Consider the following 13125-nt stretch of genomic DNA (forward strand, 5'->3'; position numbering starts at 1 on the left):
TTAGAAATCAAAATTCCGCTGCACCCTGGCAAGGTGCAGCTGGCGTTGCTGACGAATGATCTCGTAGACCCGAACCTCAGTAAGGCCATACTCGGTCACCAGCTGCGCAATGTTACCGCGCTTGGCCCGACGGTAGATTTCCGCGTCCCGCAGGGCGTTGCGCAGGCGCATCCCCTGCGGGATGTAGATCTGACGGCCGCCGGCATACTCGGCTTGCGCCAGCATGCCGGCAAGGGCCAGCCGGGTGGCCTGTTCTTCATCCAGGCCGGCGCGACGGAATGCAGCCTCCATGACCGCGACCAACGCGACCAAGGTGCCCTCCCATTGTTTTTCGGTCAGATCCAGCGGTGCGGCCGCGATCAGCTCGGCGGCTGCATCGGCGTCCGGTGTTCCGACCCAATCGCGTTGCTCGATCATCAATGCTCTCCGTACTTCTCGCGCGCCTCTGCGCGCTCGCGCTCGGCATCGTCGTCGGACATCTGGCCCAGCGACACCATCTGGCTGATCCAGGCCAAGCGCTGATCCAGCCTGGATTCGCCAGCACCTGGATTGACGCGTGCCGTGGTGCCCAGGTGTCGGCCTGCGCGGGCGTGTTCCTCTCGTTCGCGCTCAGCGGCTGCATCGGCCTGGTCGGCCAAGCCGAACACGACCGCGCGCAGGTAGCCGTGCGACTCCAGCGGGAGGGTCAGGTTCGGACGAGCCACCAGCATCTGATCGATGCCCGCCACCCAGTGACGAACCTGCGCCGGGCGTCGGATGCCGCCGCGTTCGTCCTTGCAGACCGTGCCAGAGGCGACCAGGTCGGCGACTTCCTGGGCGAGCTTCACCGCGCGCCCCATTCGCAGGCCCTGTTTGGCCGGTTTAAACAGGCCCAGGTAGGCCAGCACCGCTCGGCCAAGCTCGGGCGGCATTGCCGCCACGGTTACTGCCAGGCGCTTGCCTTCCTCCTCCAGGAGAAACGCATTGATGTGGCCCTGGCAGCCACAATCGGGACAGGTGGCTCTCATCAGGGCGTCCGCAGATCCTTCAATGTGAAGATGGGCGGGGCATCCAGGCTACCCAGGGCTCCCTCCAGAAATTCCCTTACATACGCATCCTCTCGTCCATTGGCGCGCAGCAGCTCGATTCCGACCAGCACAACGCTGGTCAGATACTGAATCACCTGCGGCGGTGGGAGCGTCTTGATGCGCTCGAAGGTTACGCGCAGGGCTTCGCCGGTTGCCTTCTGTCGCTCTTGTTCCCGCTCGGCTTCGCTTACGGTATTGCTCATCCTTCCCTCCGGTTGCAGTCGATCTGTAGCGCAGCAATCAGGCTGTGCAGCTGGTCATGCTTGAGAAACTCCAGGCGGTCCACCTGAAACATGCGCACTGACATTGCATGCGCGTAGTTCCAGGGACGTTTGGCGCTGGCCAGCAGCGCCTCCACCTTTCGCAGCATCGGAACCTGGTCGGTGTTCTTCGGGCGGTCAGGGTGCGGCTTGCCCGGCTTTGCCTTCCAGCCAAGCCTGGTCAGCTCAGCCAGCACCGCATCGCGCTCGCTCGGCGACATTTGCGTGGATGACTGCTTGCCTGTCACGCGCTGCAAGAGCGCGCGATAGCTCGCCTCATCCATGCCGAGCTCCTTCTGCGCAACCTTGATCTTGGCGATCTGTGCGCGGCGCAGGGGGTCGGTTGCCGACTTCATAGGTGACCCTCCGGCACCCGTGCTGACCATCCAGCGCGGATCAGCTCGATGCTTGTGCACGTGCGGCTGAGGTGACGACGCAGAGCTGCTGCCGAAGGCCAGCCCGGATCGTAGATCGTTCCGGTTCCCTGCTTGACCATAGTGGCAGTGCGACGCTTGCCCAGGCTCTTGACCATCCGCGCTTGCTGAGCCCTGCTATAGAGGCAGAATTTACGGGGACGGTAGAACTTGGCGCCGATGGGGCTGCTTTCCTGCATGTACCCCTGCTTTATCTCCCCATCAACGAACACGATAACTGCGTATCGCAGCGTCTTGATCTGCCTTACCTGGATCACCAGCCGATGTTCATCGGCGATCAACTCCACGTCACCGCCGTAGGGCGTCGCAAGTGCCTTCTCGACTTCCGCCCACTGTTCTTTGCTCAGCGGTGACTTCTTATGCGCCGACATCGCGAGGCTCCTTATCGCGGAAGCAAACGAGGCTCGGGGCGCTGATGTGGCGCACCAGGCGCCAGGGGAACACGTCACTACGGGCCTCGATGTAAGCGGCCGCCCGCTGGATGTACCCCATGGCCTCTGGAGAGCGCGGATCGTCGGCGCAGCTCAGGTCATAGAAAATCAAGCCTTCGATGTCCTGCTGACGGGCAAACATCTCGATGTCAGCGCGCACGGTCGCATCCGCCACAGCCAGTGCCAGCTCGGCGAGCTCGGAAGGAACGCGGGCGGTCACAGTGCCACCGCCGACAGGTCGAGGGTGATGGGCTGATAGGCGCCATCCTTGTCCCGCTGGTACACGCGGACGTAGGACTTGCTCCCCATGACCTGGACAGCTTCGCCAATGGCGCGCATGGCTTCCTGCCAGCGCGGATCGTCAATCTCCAGACGCCGCAGCTGTAGCACCTGCCCGGTGCGGATGTTGCCCTGCTGATCGACACGGAACGCATCGTTGATGATGGTGCGGATCTCGGTGCGTGCGCCTTCGGTCCACTCTGCCAGACACTGGTCGATGAGTGCCTTGGCAGCCAGCAGGCGTTCGTCAAACTTGATCGTCTCCTGGAACTGGCGGATCACCTTGTATCGGCCATCGTAGGCCACCAGCGTGACGTTGCCCTTCTTGCCGCCGATGTGGACGCGGTACTGCTCTGCGCTCAGGGACACGAACGCGGCAATGCTGTTGAAGGCATGGCGCTTGAAGTCGGCCATGCGCTTGTGCAGATCCTGGGCGCGCTCAGCGAGCTCCTGCACCAGCTCATCGCGCAGCTTGTCGATTTCCTTGATGTGCTGTTCCGGGACCAGGTGCCCCTTGGCGTCTTGTCGGTAGCCTTCGGGAATCGCGTTCGCTTGCATGGGTGGGGTTTCCTTGTTCATCAGGGGGTGAGGTGGTTACGCGCTTCGCTGAGGGCGCCATCGCACTGCATCAGCAGTCGCAGCAGGGGCGCTGGCAGCCCGGCAGCGCGGGCATCCAGTGCCGTTTCCAGAACGTCCTTGGCAATGGCTTCCAGGCGTCGATCCACGGCGAGCGCTCGGGCGTTGTGCAGTGACCGCTCGCAACCGGCCGGCGCGGGCTCCGGCACGGCAGCAAACTCGGTGCCCGTGGAGCCACGGACCAGCCAGAGCATCTGCGGATCATTGCCTTGGCGTTCGACCTGGTTTCGGTCGATCAGCTCCTCCAGGGTGTCGTCGATGTCCAGCGGGCGCGCATCGTGCAGGGTGGTGGCCAGCTGGACGCGCGTCATGCAGCCGCCTGCCTGGTCGATTGCCTCCAGGATTCGCTGCAGCAGCTGCTGCAGCGACTTGGGAAACGGAACATGCTTCGTCATGGTGTCTTGCTCAATGCAGCCCACTGGTGGGGGTGGATTGGCACACGTCCCACTCCACCTGGCAGCCGTGGAATGGGGTCGCCATCTTCGTGCGGGTCACCAGCTGGCCCTTGCGCTCGCGGATGTGCTGGGCGCCCACCAGCGAATCGCCGCGCGGGCGGTCGATCACGATCACGGGCCGAGCGCCAGTGATCGAGACGGAACGAGCCGTGAGGCCCTTGTCGGCCAGGGCGTTGATGGCCTCCAGTGCGGCGGTCAGCTGGTGCTGGATGGCGGTGCGGTTCTTGTCGGTGGTGGTCACGGGAGACGCTCCTGGTTGTCGATTGGTGCCGTTTGAGCGGCGCTTGCGATGGCTTCATTGCTCCACTGCAGCAACTGGCCGATGGTCAGCGAATCGAATGGGGTGGCCAGCGCATAGCAGCGCTGGATGATCAGGCAGCGCGCCGGCAGTGCATCCGGTGATGCCAGCCTGGCGATGCCGCCCACAGCCGACACCAGGTCGGCCGTGAGATGGGAAATGGACGTGGTCACACCAGCACGCCCAGTTCTTTGGCCGCGTAGCGGATGGACTCGCAGCAGATCCGCTCGTTCTTGGCCTGCGAGTAGATCGAGGCAAGGCGCAGCACCTTGTTCAGGACGCGGAGTGCGCCCGGAAGGTCGGCAATCTGCCGGATCTGATCGCGGCAACCGGCATCGGCGATGTTCCAGGCGTCAATGATCGCGTCGGCGTCACCCTTGACCACCTTGTGAATGACCAGTCGCTTGCCGACCCGGCTATACAGGCGATCAAGGAACGGAGCGCGATTGCCGCCCGTCATCTGCGTGATGACACGATCATTGCCACACAGCACAAGGCCGATGCTGGTCTGATCGTTGATGGCGCGGACCATGTCCAGCGCCTGCACGGTCAGGTGCTGTGCTTCATCCAGGATCAGCAGGCCGCTGGTGTTGCGCACCTTCTGGAAGATGGCCCGCTGGATGTAGGCGGCGGAGTTAACCAGGTCGCGCAGGCCCATGACTGCGGCAATCTCCTGCAGGCAGGTAAGCACGCCGCCAGTGGCCGGGGTCAATTCGACGTGCCAGACGTTCGGGCTCACGGCTGCATAGCGCTTGTTCGTGACGGTCTTGCCCAGGCCCGCGCCGCCAGCGATCACTGCAATGTCGCCTGCCATGTGGGCGTACTGCAGGACGGCGCGCAGCTTCTCGCTGGTCGGCGTGGTGACGAACTCGGGGCCTTCGGGCAGCTTGCCGTTGCTGATGCGCTCATCGCGGACATTGAGCCAACCGGCCAGCTTGCGAGCCACGTTTTGCTGGTTGCCCGCATAGGTGCCGCCCAAGAACTGCGAAAGCGTGGCGCTGCTGATGTCCGATTCCTTTGCCAAGCGGGCCTGGCTCAGGTTCTTGTCCTCTTCCAGGGTGATGCGCAGACGGTCGCGCAGATCGGCGAGCTGCTCCGGTGACAATTCTTCGGGGGTGATCGGGGTGACGGCCAGATTCATCGTGTTGGGTTCCTTGGATTGGTGCGGGTGCAGCGGGGCAACGGGTGGAAGGGGCGGACGTTTGAGGGCGGCGAGCTTCGATCTGCGGCGGGCGATGCCACCGCCTGCTGCTGTCGCTTTCGGGTTGGTCCGGGTGTCTACGCCGGATCTGAAACGGGCTTGTGCCTGGTGGCGAAGTGGGTGCGAACCTTCATTGCGTATGCGCTGGAGGTAGGCCTGCCGACGCTGGTAGCCGGTGGCGGGGTTGCTTTGCATCAGGCTTCCCCGTCAGGCGTGGTCCACAGGCTGTTCCGGCGCTGCTGGGCCTGCATGCGATCCATCAGCGACACGAACGCGCTTTCGTTGTCGTCGGTGCCGGTGCGCAGCCGTTCGGCGGGCTCGGCTTCCTGTACGCGCGGCGGCTGCCGGCGACCGAACAGCGGCGCGATCACGCCTGCAGGCGGCAGCGATTCGGGCAGCGGCGACGGCAGCTGGTTGGCCACGCTGGCCGCTTCCATCCGGCGCTCCGCGTCCAGCTGCTTACGTGTTGCCTGGCGGTATTGCTTCTTTGCCCTGGCGTGTTCACGGGCGGCGCCTGTATCGGCGAAGCCAACGGCGGCGATGCAGTCCAGCTGGCCGATGTAGACGTTGGCCAAGGTGTACGCATGCACAGCCTGGTGCAGATGCTCGGGATCAAAGCGAAGCATCACCTTTTGACCTGCAAACGGGGCGATGGCGTCGCTCCAGTACCGATTGCCGGACAGACGAACGCTGCTATCACGGCGGTCACAGGTGACCACGTCCGTAGACAGGAGCATTTCCCGCAGCTGCTCAGGCGATGCCTTGCGGATCGTGGACTGCGCATAGCTGGACTCAAACGCGGAATCAAAGCTCCGGCCTGCAGCGGTGCGAGTGCGCCGGCCCTCGCGAGCGTTGTGGGCCGCGATTTCCTCATTCAGGACACGCACGAACTCATCCAGCGGAATGGCCTTGCTGCCGTAGTTCTCGGGCTTTGCGTCGGGCTTGTTACCCGTGTAGGCGCCAGCGAATGCCGGGTGCTTGGCAACGCGGTCGCACAGGTCACGCCAGGCGCGCTCGATGGGCTTGGCCTGGCCGTGATACGGCGTTGCCCAGTGGATCTCGCAGCCCATTGCCGTCAGGAGGCCGGTCGGATCGTCTTCTTTCACCTTGAATCGGAAGCGATTTGCGGTGCCGCCGGTCAGCATCTTGGAGGCGAAGCCGCGACCGTTATCCAGCCAGACCTTGCCGGGAATGCCGTAGCGCTCGATCACGTCACGGAACGCGAAGCGTGCAAGGTCCGACGACTCGGTTTCGGCGATGCGGTAGCCCAGCAGTTTGCCGCTGTAGAGATCCTGGACACCCACCATGATGGGGCGCGCAACCGTGCCGTCCGGCCAACGTGCGAACACGTCGAACTTGTGGCCGTCGCTGTTCACTGCCTCCAGCGCGTGGAACACGCTGCGGTCGCGCTCCTGGGCCGGGAACGTCTGATTGAATCGCTCCTGGCCTTCGCGGGCCATCACCAGGACGGCGCGCGGCAGTTCTGCCTCAACACGGCGGATGAACGTCTTGGCGCACGGAAGTGCGGGCCAATCCTTGGTGGCGGCGATGCGCTGCAGCCGGTCATAGCAGCTTTGCGCACTCGGAGCCTCGACCCGCAGATAGTCGGCCTTGAACAGATCCCAGGCCTCGGCGTGAATCTCAGCCTTGGCCTTGGTCGCGGCGTATGCCGGCACCAACAGCGCCAGGCGGTGCTGCTTCTCGGCTTTGGCCACCAGCGCGGCCCAGCGACCCAGGCTGGCCACGCTCACGCCGCCGACCTGGTCGCGCTGCATCTGGCTGGCGACGATCTGACGCGCTGCCATCAAAGGATGGCCCGCAGCCTGCAGCGCCTCAACGGCCTGCAGGGCGCGCAGGCGGCGTGCGGCTTCGTCCTTCAAATGCTGCGGGACGGCCTCGTAGCGCTTCCATGCGGACGCGATGGAATCGACGTTGGCCTGGCGAACCGCCACGGCCCGCTGCGGCGTCTCGCTGACCTGACCCGCGATGACAGCTGCGGCCTGTACGTCTGGCGGTAGCGCATCAACGGCATACAGTCGGCGACGACCACCGCGAGTGGCCTTTTCCTCAAACGCCCAGCCTTCACGCTTTGCGCGGATCTCGACGGCTCGCTTGGTCTTGCCCAGGCTGCTGGCCAAGGTGGCCAGGTCCAGCATCGAACGGGGGGGCATGTTGCCGTCCGCCATTAGGATGCCCTCACGCTCAGGCGGTGCAGCTGGCGCAGGCGCTGGCTTGCGACGACACGCTCACGGTGGGCGCGGCCGATTTCAACGTCCAAGGTTTCGGCACCCAGCAGCAGCTGGCCACCGATGACCTGGGCCTGCCACTCAGCGAGCAGCGTCCCGCCGCAGATCACTTCCAGCACGGGGGCAACCCACAGCGGAATGTTGAACGTTTCACGGCTGGGCGCGGTGTAGCCGTCGAGCATCGCCTTGGATACGTTCTGGCCAGTCAGGCGACTGGCGCGTGCGGCTACTTCGTGCCGATCCAGACCTGCAGCGTGCGCGGCCTCCAGCATCTGGCCGACCAGCATGCTGACGGACTTGCGGTAATCCATGGTGCCGTTGACCGGCGCCGAGGGGCGTGGGGTCAAGAAGAAGTCATAGGGCTGGCTGGGCTGACGATTCATCCTTGCGTCTCCTGCTCGGTGGGGGCGCCTGTGCGCCTGGGGGAAGCGGTAGATAGAGGCGCTGTTCATTGCGGGGCGCCAATTTGTGGATTGCGGCCTGTCCGCAGGCTGCTAGGCTTTGCATCGGGGGGCAGCAGCGGTTTGCGGCCTCCTGGGCCACGGTTCGGCTTACCGTCGGCGTCGTATCGGGTGGGCCAGATGGCCTGGGGCTTCTTTCCAAGGGCCTCGGCGATCAGCGCCTCCGCCTGCGGGTACGGCCGGCGGAGTGCTGTATTGAGGCTGTTAGCGTTGGTGTAGCCGTTCAGTAGTGCGAGCTGCCGCAGGGAGATTTCCTTGCGATGCAGCGCCGCTACGACATCGGCGGGATGCCAGTCCTTGGCGGGACTGGCTTTTCTCGGGGTAGTCGTTGCTGACACTTCGTATCTGTCCGTTGAGTGATGTCTACGGCGCAGATCATACGTCCAAATGGACGCGTGTCAACGTCCAAGCGGACTTCGCACTTCCCTTTTTGCGCCCATACGGAAAACGTAATGATTTTTAGCTTTACAAACAGACACTTACGGGAAGTGCGAAACCATGAATGACACGTCCACAGCCTTTCGCGCTTCACCTGATGAAAGTGCGAAGTCCGAATGGGCGCAAATTGGCGCGCGACTCGTTTCCGTTCGGGCGCATATGACCCAGGCGGAAATGGCGCATGCATTGGGGGTGTCAAAGACCACGTACAGCCGCTGGGAGCGGGGCGTCAGAGAGATCGGGTCGGATGGGCTGGGCGCACTTGTCCGGCGCGGCTGGAACGCCAATTGGCTGCTCACAGGCTCAGGCGATGAACGCCTGGATTCCGGCACGATTCCGCGTCAAAACAATGACTTGCGGCAGTCTCAGGTAGTGAGCCAGTCGTCTGTGAAGATCGCCGCGCAACTGCTCCAGGAGGCGCTTGATGACGCGGATGCTGCACTGGCCCCGGCCCAGTATGGCGAGGCGCTTGTTCTGCTGGCTCAGCTGCTGGAAAAGGGACTGCCGGAAGCGGACGTAAGGCCGTTTGCCCAGCAGACAGTCGGGATGATCGTTACAGGGGCAAAGGATGCAGGAACAGCGGCAACTGGTAGGTAGATTGAGGGCGATTCTGCGGGACGCGATCCCTCGGAATCATTGGGAGACAAGGCTTTCGGACCCGGTGCTGGCAATGCCAGTGCATCTGCGTCGCGCTCGCGCGCGCTATGAGATCCAGGATCTCGCCGCCCGCTACGGTTGGCAGCGGGAAGTTGAACGGGATCTGCTCCGCCTCGGCGTTCCTTCCCTCAAATATCTGAGCCAGGAGCAGCTCGACCAGGTGCTGGTCAGGCTCAAGGGCCTGGAGGACTGTCTGCAGAACATCTGCGATCCACCCGATGCACCGCCAGCCCGTTGAAGCCCCTTTAAACACAAGTCAAACGGCCGCCAGTGATGGCGGCCGTTTTGCATTTCTGGTGTCCAATCGGGTCAGATAGGGCTGGTTTCGCAAACCGAGCTCTATCTATCGATAGATGTCACTCGACGGGTGAAACGCTTGCCAGACGGGGCTTTCGTCCCATTTCATCCCGTTTCATCCCGTTTTTTCCCCGTTCTCAATCTCTAAGTCCCCCAACACCCACGCAGCAGGTCAGCGGACCCACGCTCAGAAGCGGAACACCACCGTTGCCGCGTGCAGCAGCAGGCCGATCAGGCCGCCAACCAGCGTGCCGTTGAAGCGGATGAACTGAAGATCGCGCCCGACGCTCAGTTCCAGCTGCTCGACCAGATGGCGCTCGTCCCAGCCCCTGACCGTCTGTGCGATGTGCGTGGTGACCCCCTCGCGCAGTCGCCCGGTCAGGCGCTGTGCGCCTTCCAGCAGATGCTGGTTCAGTGCATCGCGCAGTGCCGGGTCGGACTGCAGGGTGCTTCCCAGCGAGGCGAGGCTGCGCTGCAGGTGGCCGACCAGCGCCGAATCCTCACGCTGCAGGTCGGCGCGCAGACTGGCGTGGATGCGTGCCCAGAGCCCCTGCACGTACTCCTGCAGGGCAGGATGGTCGATCATCTCCTGCTTGAGCTGTTCGATGCGCTCGGCCAGCGCCGGGTCTTCGCGCAGGCGCTGGACGTAGTTGCCCAGCCACGCCTCGTAATCCTGCCGCAGCGGATGCTGCGGCTCGGCCAGTACCTGCTGCAGCTCCTCCAGCACGGCGCGTGCCAGCCGCTCGGCCAGGCTGTCACCGATCTCGTCGATGGGTTTCACCCAGTTCACCGTGCTTGAGAGCGTCGGCCATTCGCGCTGGATGTAGCGCACGATCAGCTGCGACGCGCGCTCCTTCACTTCCGGCTGCTCCAGCCAGCGTCCCAGTCTCTGCAGGCCCTCGTCCAGCACACGCTGGTGGCGCCCGTCGGCGGTCAGCAGGGCAAGCAGCTCGCCGGCGGTGGATGCCGCGTTCCACTGTCGCAACTGCTGCACCACGAACGCGTGCAGCTGCCGGCGCACGGCGCGTTCATCGAAGAAGTCCAGTGCCTGCAACGCCCAGCCGCGTGCCATGTCGGCCAGCATGCGTGCGCGTGCCGGTTCGGCCAGCCAACTGCCGAGACGGCCAGCCGGATCGAACACCTTCAGCTTGGCCAGCAGCACCTGCGGTTCCAGGAACTGATCGCGCACGAACAGCGCCAGGCTGTCGCCGATGCGCTCCTTGCTGCGCGGAATGATGGCGGTATGGGGAATCGGCAGGCCCATCGGCCTGCGGAACAGGGCGACCACCGCGAACCAGTCTGCCAGCGCGCCCACCGCTGCCGCCTCGCAGAAGGCGGATACCCAGGCCCAGGCGCCGCGCTCGCCCTGCCAGTGGCTGACCGCAAAACCGGCCAACATCAACACCAGCAGGCCCAAGGCGATGGCTTTCAGGCGTCGCAGCTGGGCGCGGCGCGGATCGATTGCGGACGTCATGGCGGCAGTCTAACCGCCACCGGATGATGCCGGCGCATCGGTAGCGCCGGGCCATGCCCGGCGGCTTTTCAGGGCCCGCTGCGCTCGCCGGGCATGGCCCAGCGCTACCCATTCGTTACAGCGCTTCCAGCTGCCTGCGCAATGCCGCCAGCTGCGTGCGCAGGGCATCGTTCTCGCGAGTGAGCGCGACGACGCGTCGGCGCAGCGCCGGCGCATCCTCACCCAACTGCTCCAGCGCGGACAGCACTTCCGCATCGCGCAGGGCGATCTCGTCCTCGCTGGGCTCATCGAACGCCATTTCCGCCGGTTCTGGCTTCGCCGCGCGCGGCTTGCGCTTGGACTCGCGTACGCGCTTGGCGGCCTGCTTCAGTTCGTCCTTGCCGCCTGCGGCTGCCGCGCGCTGCTCTTCCTCGGGCAGGTCGGCCACGGCCGCGGCTGCGCTGATCGAGATCACGCCGGCCTTGACTGCTTCCACGACTTCGGCGGCGGCCTGTGCGTGAATGCGTTCGATCATGCCGACCTGGCTGGTGCTCAGCTTCGCTTCGCGGGCCAGTTCCGCACGGCTGATTTTCGGCGCGGGTTCCCACGGTGGGCTGTCTTCACCGGTATCGTCGGCCGATGCGGCGGTGCCATCGCTTTCGCGTTGCAGCTGGGCCTGCTCGATCTGCTTGCGTGCCGACAGGATGTCGCGCTTGCGCAGGGCCAGCACGCCGCGCTGGAAATCGGACACGCTGCGGCGGCCCAGGTGCTGTTCGATCATCCACAGGTGCACGTCCTCCATGCTCTGGAAGCGGCTGTTCTGCACCGTGTTGAACGGCAGGCCATGCTTCTGGCAGATGCCGTAGCGGTTATGGCCATCCACCAGGACATCGCCCCACAGTACCAGTGCATCGCGGCAGCCCTCGGCGAGGATGCTGCGCTCCAGCGCCTCATGTTCGTCGGGCGTGAGCGGGTCGATGTAGGCCTTGAGTTCTTCTTTGACGACGATGTCCATGGGCATGGCAACGAGCAGGAACGGAACCGACCATTGTACCTGCTTGCTGTCGCCGGCCCGGGCTTACGCGGTGGCCCGGATCATCTCGCCCAGAGTGCTGGTGATCTGGTCGATCTGGGGCTTGTCCACGATCAGTGGCGGCGACAGCGCGATGATGTCGCCCGTACAGCGCACCAGCAGTCCGCCGTCGTGGAAACAGCGCCGGTAGACCTCGTGACCACGGCTGCCCGGAGCATCCTTGCGCGGGGCCAGCTCGACCGCACCGACCAGTCCGAAGTTGCGGATGTCGATCACGTTGGGGAGCCCCTGCAGGGCGTGCAGCCGCTCCTGCCAGTACTCGCCCAGTTCGATGGCGCGCTCGAACAGGCGCTCCTCTGCATAGACGTCGAGTGTGGCCAGGGCTGCCGCGCAGGCCAGCGGGTGCCCCGAATAGGTATAGCCATGGAACAGCTCGATGGCCTGTGCCGGGCCCTGCATCAGGCCGGCGTGAACCGCATCGCTGGCCAGCACGCCACCCAGCGGAACCGCGCCGTTGCTGACTCCCTTGGCAAAGGTCAGCAGGTCCGGCGTGACGCCGAAACGCTGCGCGGCGAACGGCATGCCGACCCGGCCGAAACCGGTGATGACCTCGTCGAACACCAGCAGGATGCCGTGCTGGTCGCAGATCTCCCGCAGCCGTTGCAGATAGCCGGGCGCAGGCAGGATCACTCCCGCAGAACCGGCGATGGGCTCGACGAACACGGCCGCAATGGTGGACGCGTCGTGCAGGGCGATCAGCCGCTCCAGATCGTCGGCCAGTTCCGCGCCCTGGCGCGGCAGGCCCTTGCTGAACGCGTTGCGCTGCAGATCCAGGGTGTGCCGCAGATAGTCCACGCCCGCCAGCTGCAGGCCGAACTGGCGGCGGTTGTTGGGCAGGCCGCCGAGCGCCATGCCGCCGAAGCCCACACCGTGATAAGCCTTCTCGCGGCTGATGAAACGGGTACGCTGGCCTTCGCCGCGCTGGCGGTGATAGGCCAGCACGATCTTCATCGCGGTATCCACCGCCTCGGAGCCCGAGTTGGTGAAGAACACGTGGTTGAGCCCGGCCGGAGCCAGCGCGGCCAGACGCTGCGCCAGCGCGAATGCCGGTGGCGAACCCATCTGGAAGGCGGGTGAGTAATCCAGGGTGCGTGCCTGTTCGACAATCGCCTCGACGATGCGCGGGCGGGCGTGGCCGGCATTGCAGCACCACAGGCCGGCGGTGCCATCGAGAACCGGGCGCCCGTCCACGTCTTCGTAATGCATGCCTTCGGCCCGTACCAGCATGCGCGGCGCGCCCTTGAACTGGCGGTTGGCGGTGAAGGGCATCCAGTACGCCTCCAGGGAGTCGGGGCGCTGGATGGCCAGCTCGTGCACGTCGCTCGCGGGGTTCTTCATGCCGGTTCCGTCGGGTCCGATGCAGGGACTGTAGCGCAGCCGTCATCGCCCGGACCATGCCCGCCGTGCACACGGGGCATG

The 13125-nt window shown here is 64.9% G+C and carries 19 protein-coding genes; 2 read left to right on the top strand and 17 right to left on the bottom strand.

What is annotated here, in order from left to right; all coding sequences use genetic code 11:
• The 14 genes from ACZLIF_RS07335 to ACZLIF_RS07400 all read right to left on the bottom strand — a co-directional run bounded on the left by ACZLIF_RS07335 (position 1) and on the right by ACZLIF_RS07400 (position 8106).
• On the bottom strand, positions 1-417 hold the full coding sequence (locus ACZLIF_RS07335) for a Mor transcription activator family protein (RefSeq protein WP_049436658.1): 417 nt from the start codon (positions 415-417) through the stop codon (positions 1-3).
• Entirely contained in the window at positions 417-1007 is a 591-nt protein-coding gene (locus ACZLIF_RS07340; protein WP_128987852.1) for a hypothetical protein, read from the bottom strand. Before ACZLIF_RS07340 ends, ACZLIF_RS07335 begins: the two co-directional genes overlap by 1 nt.
• Complete coding sequence (locus ACZLIF_RS07345) at positions 1007-1270, bottom strand: hypothetical protein (RefSeq protein WP_128987853.1); 264 nt, start codon at positions 1268-1270, stop codon at positions 1007-1009. Before ACZLIF_RS07345 ends, ACZLIF_RS07340 begins: the two co-directional genes overlap by 1 nt.
• Positions 1267-1683: a gp16 family protein gene (locus ACZLIF_RS07350; RefSeq protein WP_206733958.1), complete on the bottom strand. Its 417-nt coding sequence runs from the start codon at positions 1681-1683 to the stop codon at positions 1267-1269. Before ACZLIF_RS07350 ends, ACZLIF_RS07345 begins: the two co-directional genes overlap by 4 nt.
• Complete coding sequence (locus tag ACZLIF_RS07355) at positions 1680-2132, bottom strand: hypothetical protein (protein ID WP_049436656.1); 453 nt, start codon at positions 2130-2132, stop codon at positions 1680-1682. The genes ACZLIF_RS07350 and ACZLIF_RS07355 overlap by 4 nt, the downstream gene beginning before the upstream one ends.
• Entirely contained in the window at positions 2119-2412 is a 294-nt protein-coding gene (locus ACZLIF_RS07360; protein ID WP_128987854.1) for a hypothetical protein, read from the bottom strand. The genes ACZLIF_RS07355 and ACZLIF_RS07360 overlap by 14 nt, the downstream gene beginning before the upstream one ends.
• Positions 2409-3029 carry a DUF3164 family protein gene (locus ACZLIF_RS07365; protein ID WP_128987855.1) on the bottom strand — a complete coding sequence of 207 codons (621 nt, stop codon included), beginning with the start codon at positions 3027-3029 and terminating at the stop codon, positions 2409-2411. The genes ACZLIF_RS07360 and ACZLIF_RS07365 overlap by 4 nt, the downstream gene beginning before the upstream one ends.
• Before the next feature lie 20 nt (positions 3030-3049).
• Entirely contained in the window at positions 3050-3502 is a 453-nt protein-coding gene (locus ACZLIF_RS07370; protein WP_128987856.1) for a hypothetical protein, read from the bottom strand.
• Between the two features lie 10 nt (positions 3503-3512).
• Complete coding sequence (locus tag ACZLIF_RS07375; RefSeq protein ID WP_049436652.1) at positions 3513-3803, bottom strand: hypothetical protein; 291 nt, start codon at positions 3801-3803, stop codon at positions 3513-3515.
• The gene (locus ACZLIF_RS07380) at positions 3800-4033 is read right to left on the bottom strand and encodes a hypothetical protein (protein WP_128987857.1); all 234 of its coding nucleotides are present in this window, start codon (positions 4031-4033) and stop codon (positions 3800-3802) included. The genes ACZLIF_RS07375 and ACZLIF_RS07380 overlap by 4 nt, the downstream gene beginning before the upstream one ends.
• On the bottom strand, positions 4030-5256 hold the full coding sequence (locus tag ACZLIF_RS07385) for an AAA family ATPase (RefSeq protein ID WP_100049994.1): 1227 nt from the start codon (positions 5254-5256) through the stop codon (positions 4030-4032). Before ACZLIF_RS07385 ends, ACZLIF_RS07380 begins: the two co-directional genes overlap by 4 nt.
• Positions 5256-7232 (bottom strand): transposase domain-containing protein, encoded by a 1977-nt coding sequence (locus tag ACZLIF_RS07390; RefSeq protein ID WP_164972339.1) that lies wholly within the window; start codon positions 7230-7232, stop codon positions 5256-5258. Before ACZLIF_RS07390 ends, ACZLIF_RS07385 begins: the two co-directional genes overlap by 1 nt.
• Positions 7233-7246: 14 nt before the next feature.
• Complete coding sequence (locus tag ACZLIF_RS07395; RefSeq protein ID WP_049436648.1) at positions 7247-7690, bottom strand: hypothetical protein; 444 nt, start codon at positions 7688-7690, stop codon at positions 7247-7249.
• 65 nt (positions 7691-7755) lie between these two features.
• Positions 7756-8106 carry a helix-turn-helix domain-containing protein gene (locus ACZLIF_RS07400; protein ID WP_100049995.1) on the bottom strand — a complete coding sequence of 117 codons (351 nt, stop codon included), beginning with the start codon at positions 8104-8106 and terminating at the stop codon, positions 7756-7758.
• Between the two features lie 160 nt (positions 8107-8266).
• Here ACZLIF_RS07400 and ACZLIF_RS07405 point away from each other — a divergent pair, with 160 nt between their 5' ends.
• Together ACZLIF_RS07405 and ACZLIF_RS07410 are read left to right on the top strand one after the other, a co-directional pair.
• The gene (locus ACZLIF_RS07405) at positions 8267-8803 is read left to right on the top strand and encodes a helix-turn-helix domain-containing protein (RefSeq protein WP_128987859.1); all 537 of its coding nucleotides are present in this window, start codon (positions 8267-8269) and stop codon (positions 8801-8803) included.
• Positions 8804-8876: 73 nt separating this feature from the next.
• Positions 8877-9101: a hypothetical protein gene (locus ACZLIF_RS07410; protein WP_128987860.1), complete on the top strand. Its 225-nt coding sequence runs from the start codon at positions 8877-8879 to the stop codon at positions 9099-9101.
• Between the two features lie 246 nt (positions 9102-9347).
• Here ACZLIF_RS07410 and ACZLIF_RS07415 read toward each other — a convergent pair whose 3' ends face one another.
• The 3 genes from ACZLIF_RS07415 to aptA form a co-directional block, all read right to left on the bottom strand.
• Entirely contained in the window at positions 9348-10634 is a 1287-nt protein-coding gene (locus ACZLIF_RS07415) for a DUF445 domain-containing protein (RefSeq protein ID WP_128987861.1), read from the bottom strand.
• 115 nt (positions 10635-10749) lie between these two features.
• Positions 10750-11628, bottom strand: a complete 879-nt coding sequence (locus tag ACZLIF_RS07420) for a ParB N-terminal domain-containing protein (protein WP_128987862.1) — start codon at positions 11626-11628, stop codon at positions 10750-10752.
• 63 nt (positions 11629-11691) lie between these two features.
• Positions 11692-13044: an omega-aminotransferase AptA gene (gene aptA, locus ACZLIF_RS07425; RefSeq protein ID WP_053516562.1), complete on the bottom strand. Its 1353-nt coding sequence runs from the start codon at positions 13042-13044 to the stop codon at positions 11692-11694.
• Between the last annotated feature and the right edge of the window lie 81 nt (positions 13045-13125).

The sequence above is a fragment of the Stenotrophomonas sp. 2201_Sma genome (genome assembly GCF_056486685.1).

What these genes read in the sequence shown, in the direction of transcription:
- ACZLIF_RS07335 (WP_049436658.1), bottom strand. Translation starts at nt 417, where the DNA reads ATGATCGAGCAACGCGATTGGGTCGGAACACCGGACGCCGATGCAGCC.
- ACZLIF_RS07340 (WP_128987852.1), bottom strand. Translation starts at nt 1,007, where the DNA reads ATGAGAGCCACCTGTCCCGATTGTGGCTGCCAGGGCCACATCAATGCG.
- ACZLIF_RS07345 (WP_128987853.1), bottom strand. Translation starts at nt 1,270, where the DNA reads ATGAGCAATACCGTAAGCGAAGCCGAGCGGGAACAAGAGCGACAGAAG.
- ACZLIF_RS07350 (WP_206733958.1), bottom strand. Translation starts at nt 1,683, where the DNA reads ATGAAGTCGGCAACCGACCCCCTGCGCCGCGCACAGATCGCCAAGATC.
- ACZLIF_RS07355 (WP_049436656.1), bottom strand. Translation starts at nt 2,132, where the DNA reads ATGTCGGCGCATAAGAAGTCACCGCTGAGCAAAGAACAGTGGGCGGAA.
- ACZLIF_RS07365 (WP_128987855.1), bottom strand. Translation starts at nt 3,029, where the DNA reads ATGCAAGCGAACGCGATTCCCGAAGGCTACCGACAAGACGCCAAGGGG.
- ACZLIF_RS07370 (WP_128987856.1), bottom strand. Translation starts at nt 3,502, where the DNA reads ATGACGAAGCATGTTCCGTTTCCCAAGTCGCTGCAGCAGCTGCTGCAG.
- ACZLIF_RS07385 (WP_100049994.1), bottom strand. Translation starts at nt 5,256, where the DNA reads ATGCAAAGCAACCCCGCCACCGGCTACCAGCGTCGGCAGGCCTACCTC.
- ACZLIF_RS07390 (WP_164972339.1), bottom strand. Translation starts at nt 7,232, where the DNA reads ATGCCCCCCCGTTCGATGCTGGACCTGGCCACCTTGGCCAGCAGCCTG.
- ACZLIF_RS07395 (WP_049436648.1), bottom strand. Translation starts at nt 7,690, where the DNA reads ATGAATCGTCAGCCCAGCCAGCCCTATGACTTCTTCTTGACCCCACGC.
- ACZLIF_RS07405 (WP_128987859.1), top strand. Translation starts at nt 8,267, where the DNA reads ATGAATGACACGTCCACAGCCTTTCGCGCTTCACCTGATGAAAGTGCG.
- ACZLIF_RS07410 (WP_128987860.1), top strand. Translation starts at nt 8,877, where the DNA reads ATGCCAGTGCATCTGCGTCGCGCTCGCGCGCGCTATGAGATCCAGGAT.
- ACZLIF_RS07415 (WP_128987861.1), bottom strand. Translation starts at nt 10,634, where the DNA reads ATGACGTCCGCAATCGATCCGCGCCGCGCCCAGCTGCGACGCCTGAAA.
- ACZLIF_RS07420 (WP_128987862.1), bottom strand. Translation starts at nt 11,628, where the DNA reads ATGGACATCGTCGTCAAAGAAGAACTCAAGGCCTACATCGACCCGCTC.
- aptA (WP_053516562.1), bottom strand. Translation starts at nt 13,044, where the DNA reads ATGAAGAACCCCGCGAGCGACGTGCACGAGCTGGCCATCCAGCGCCCC.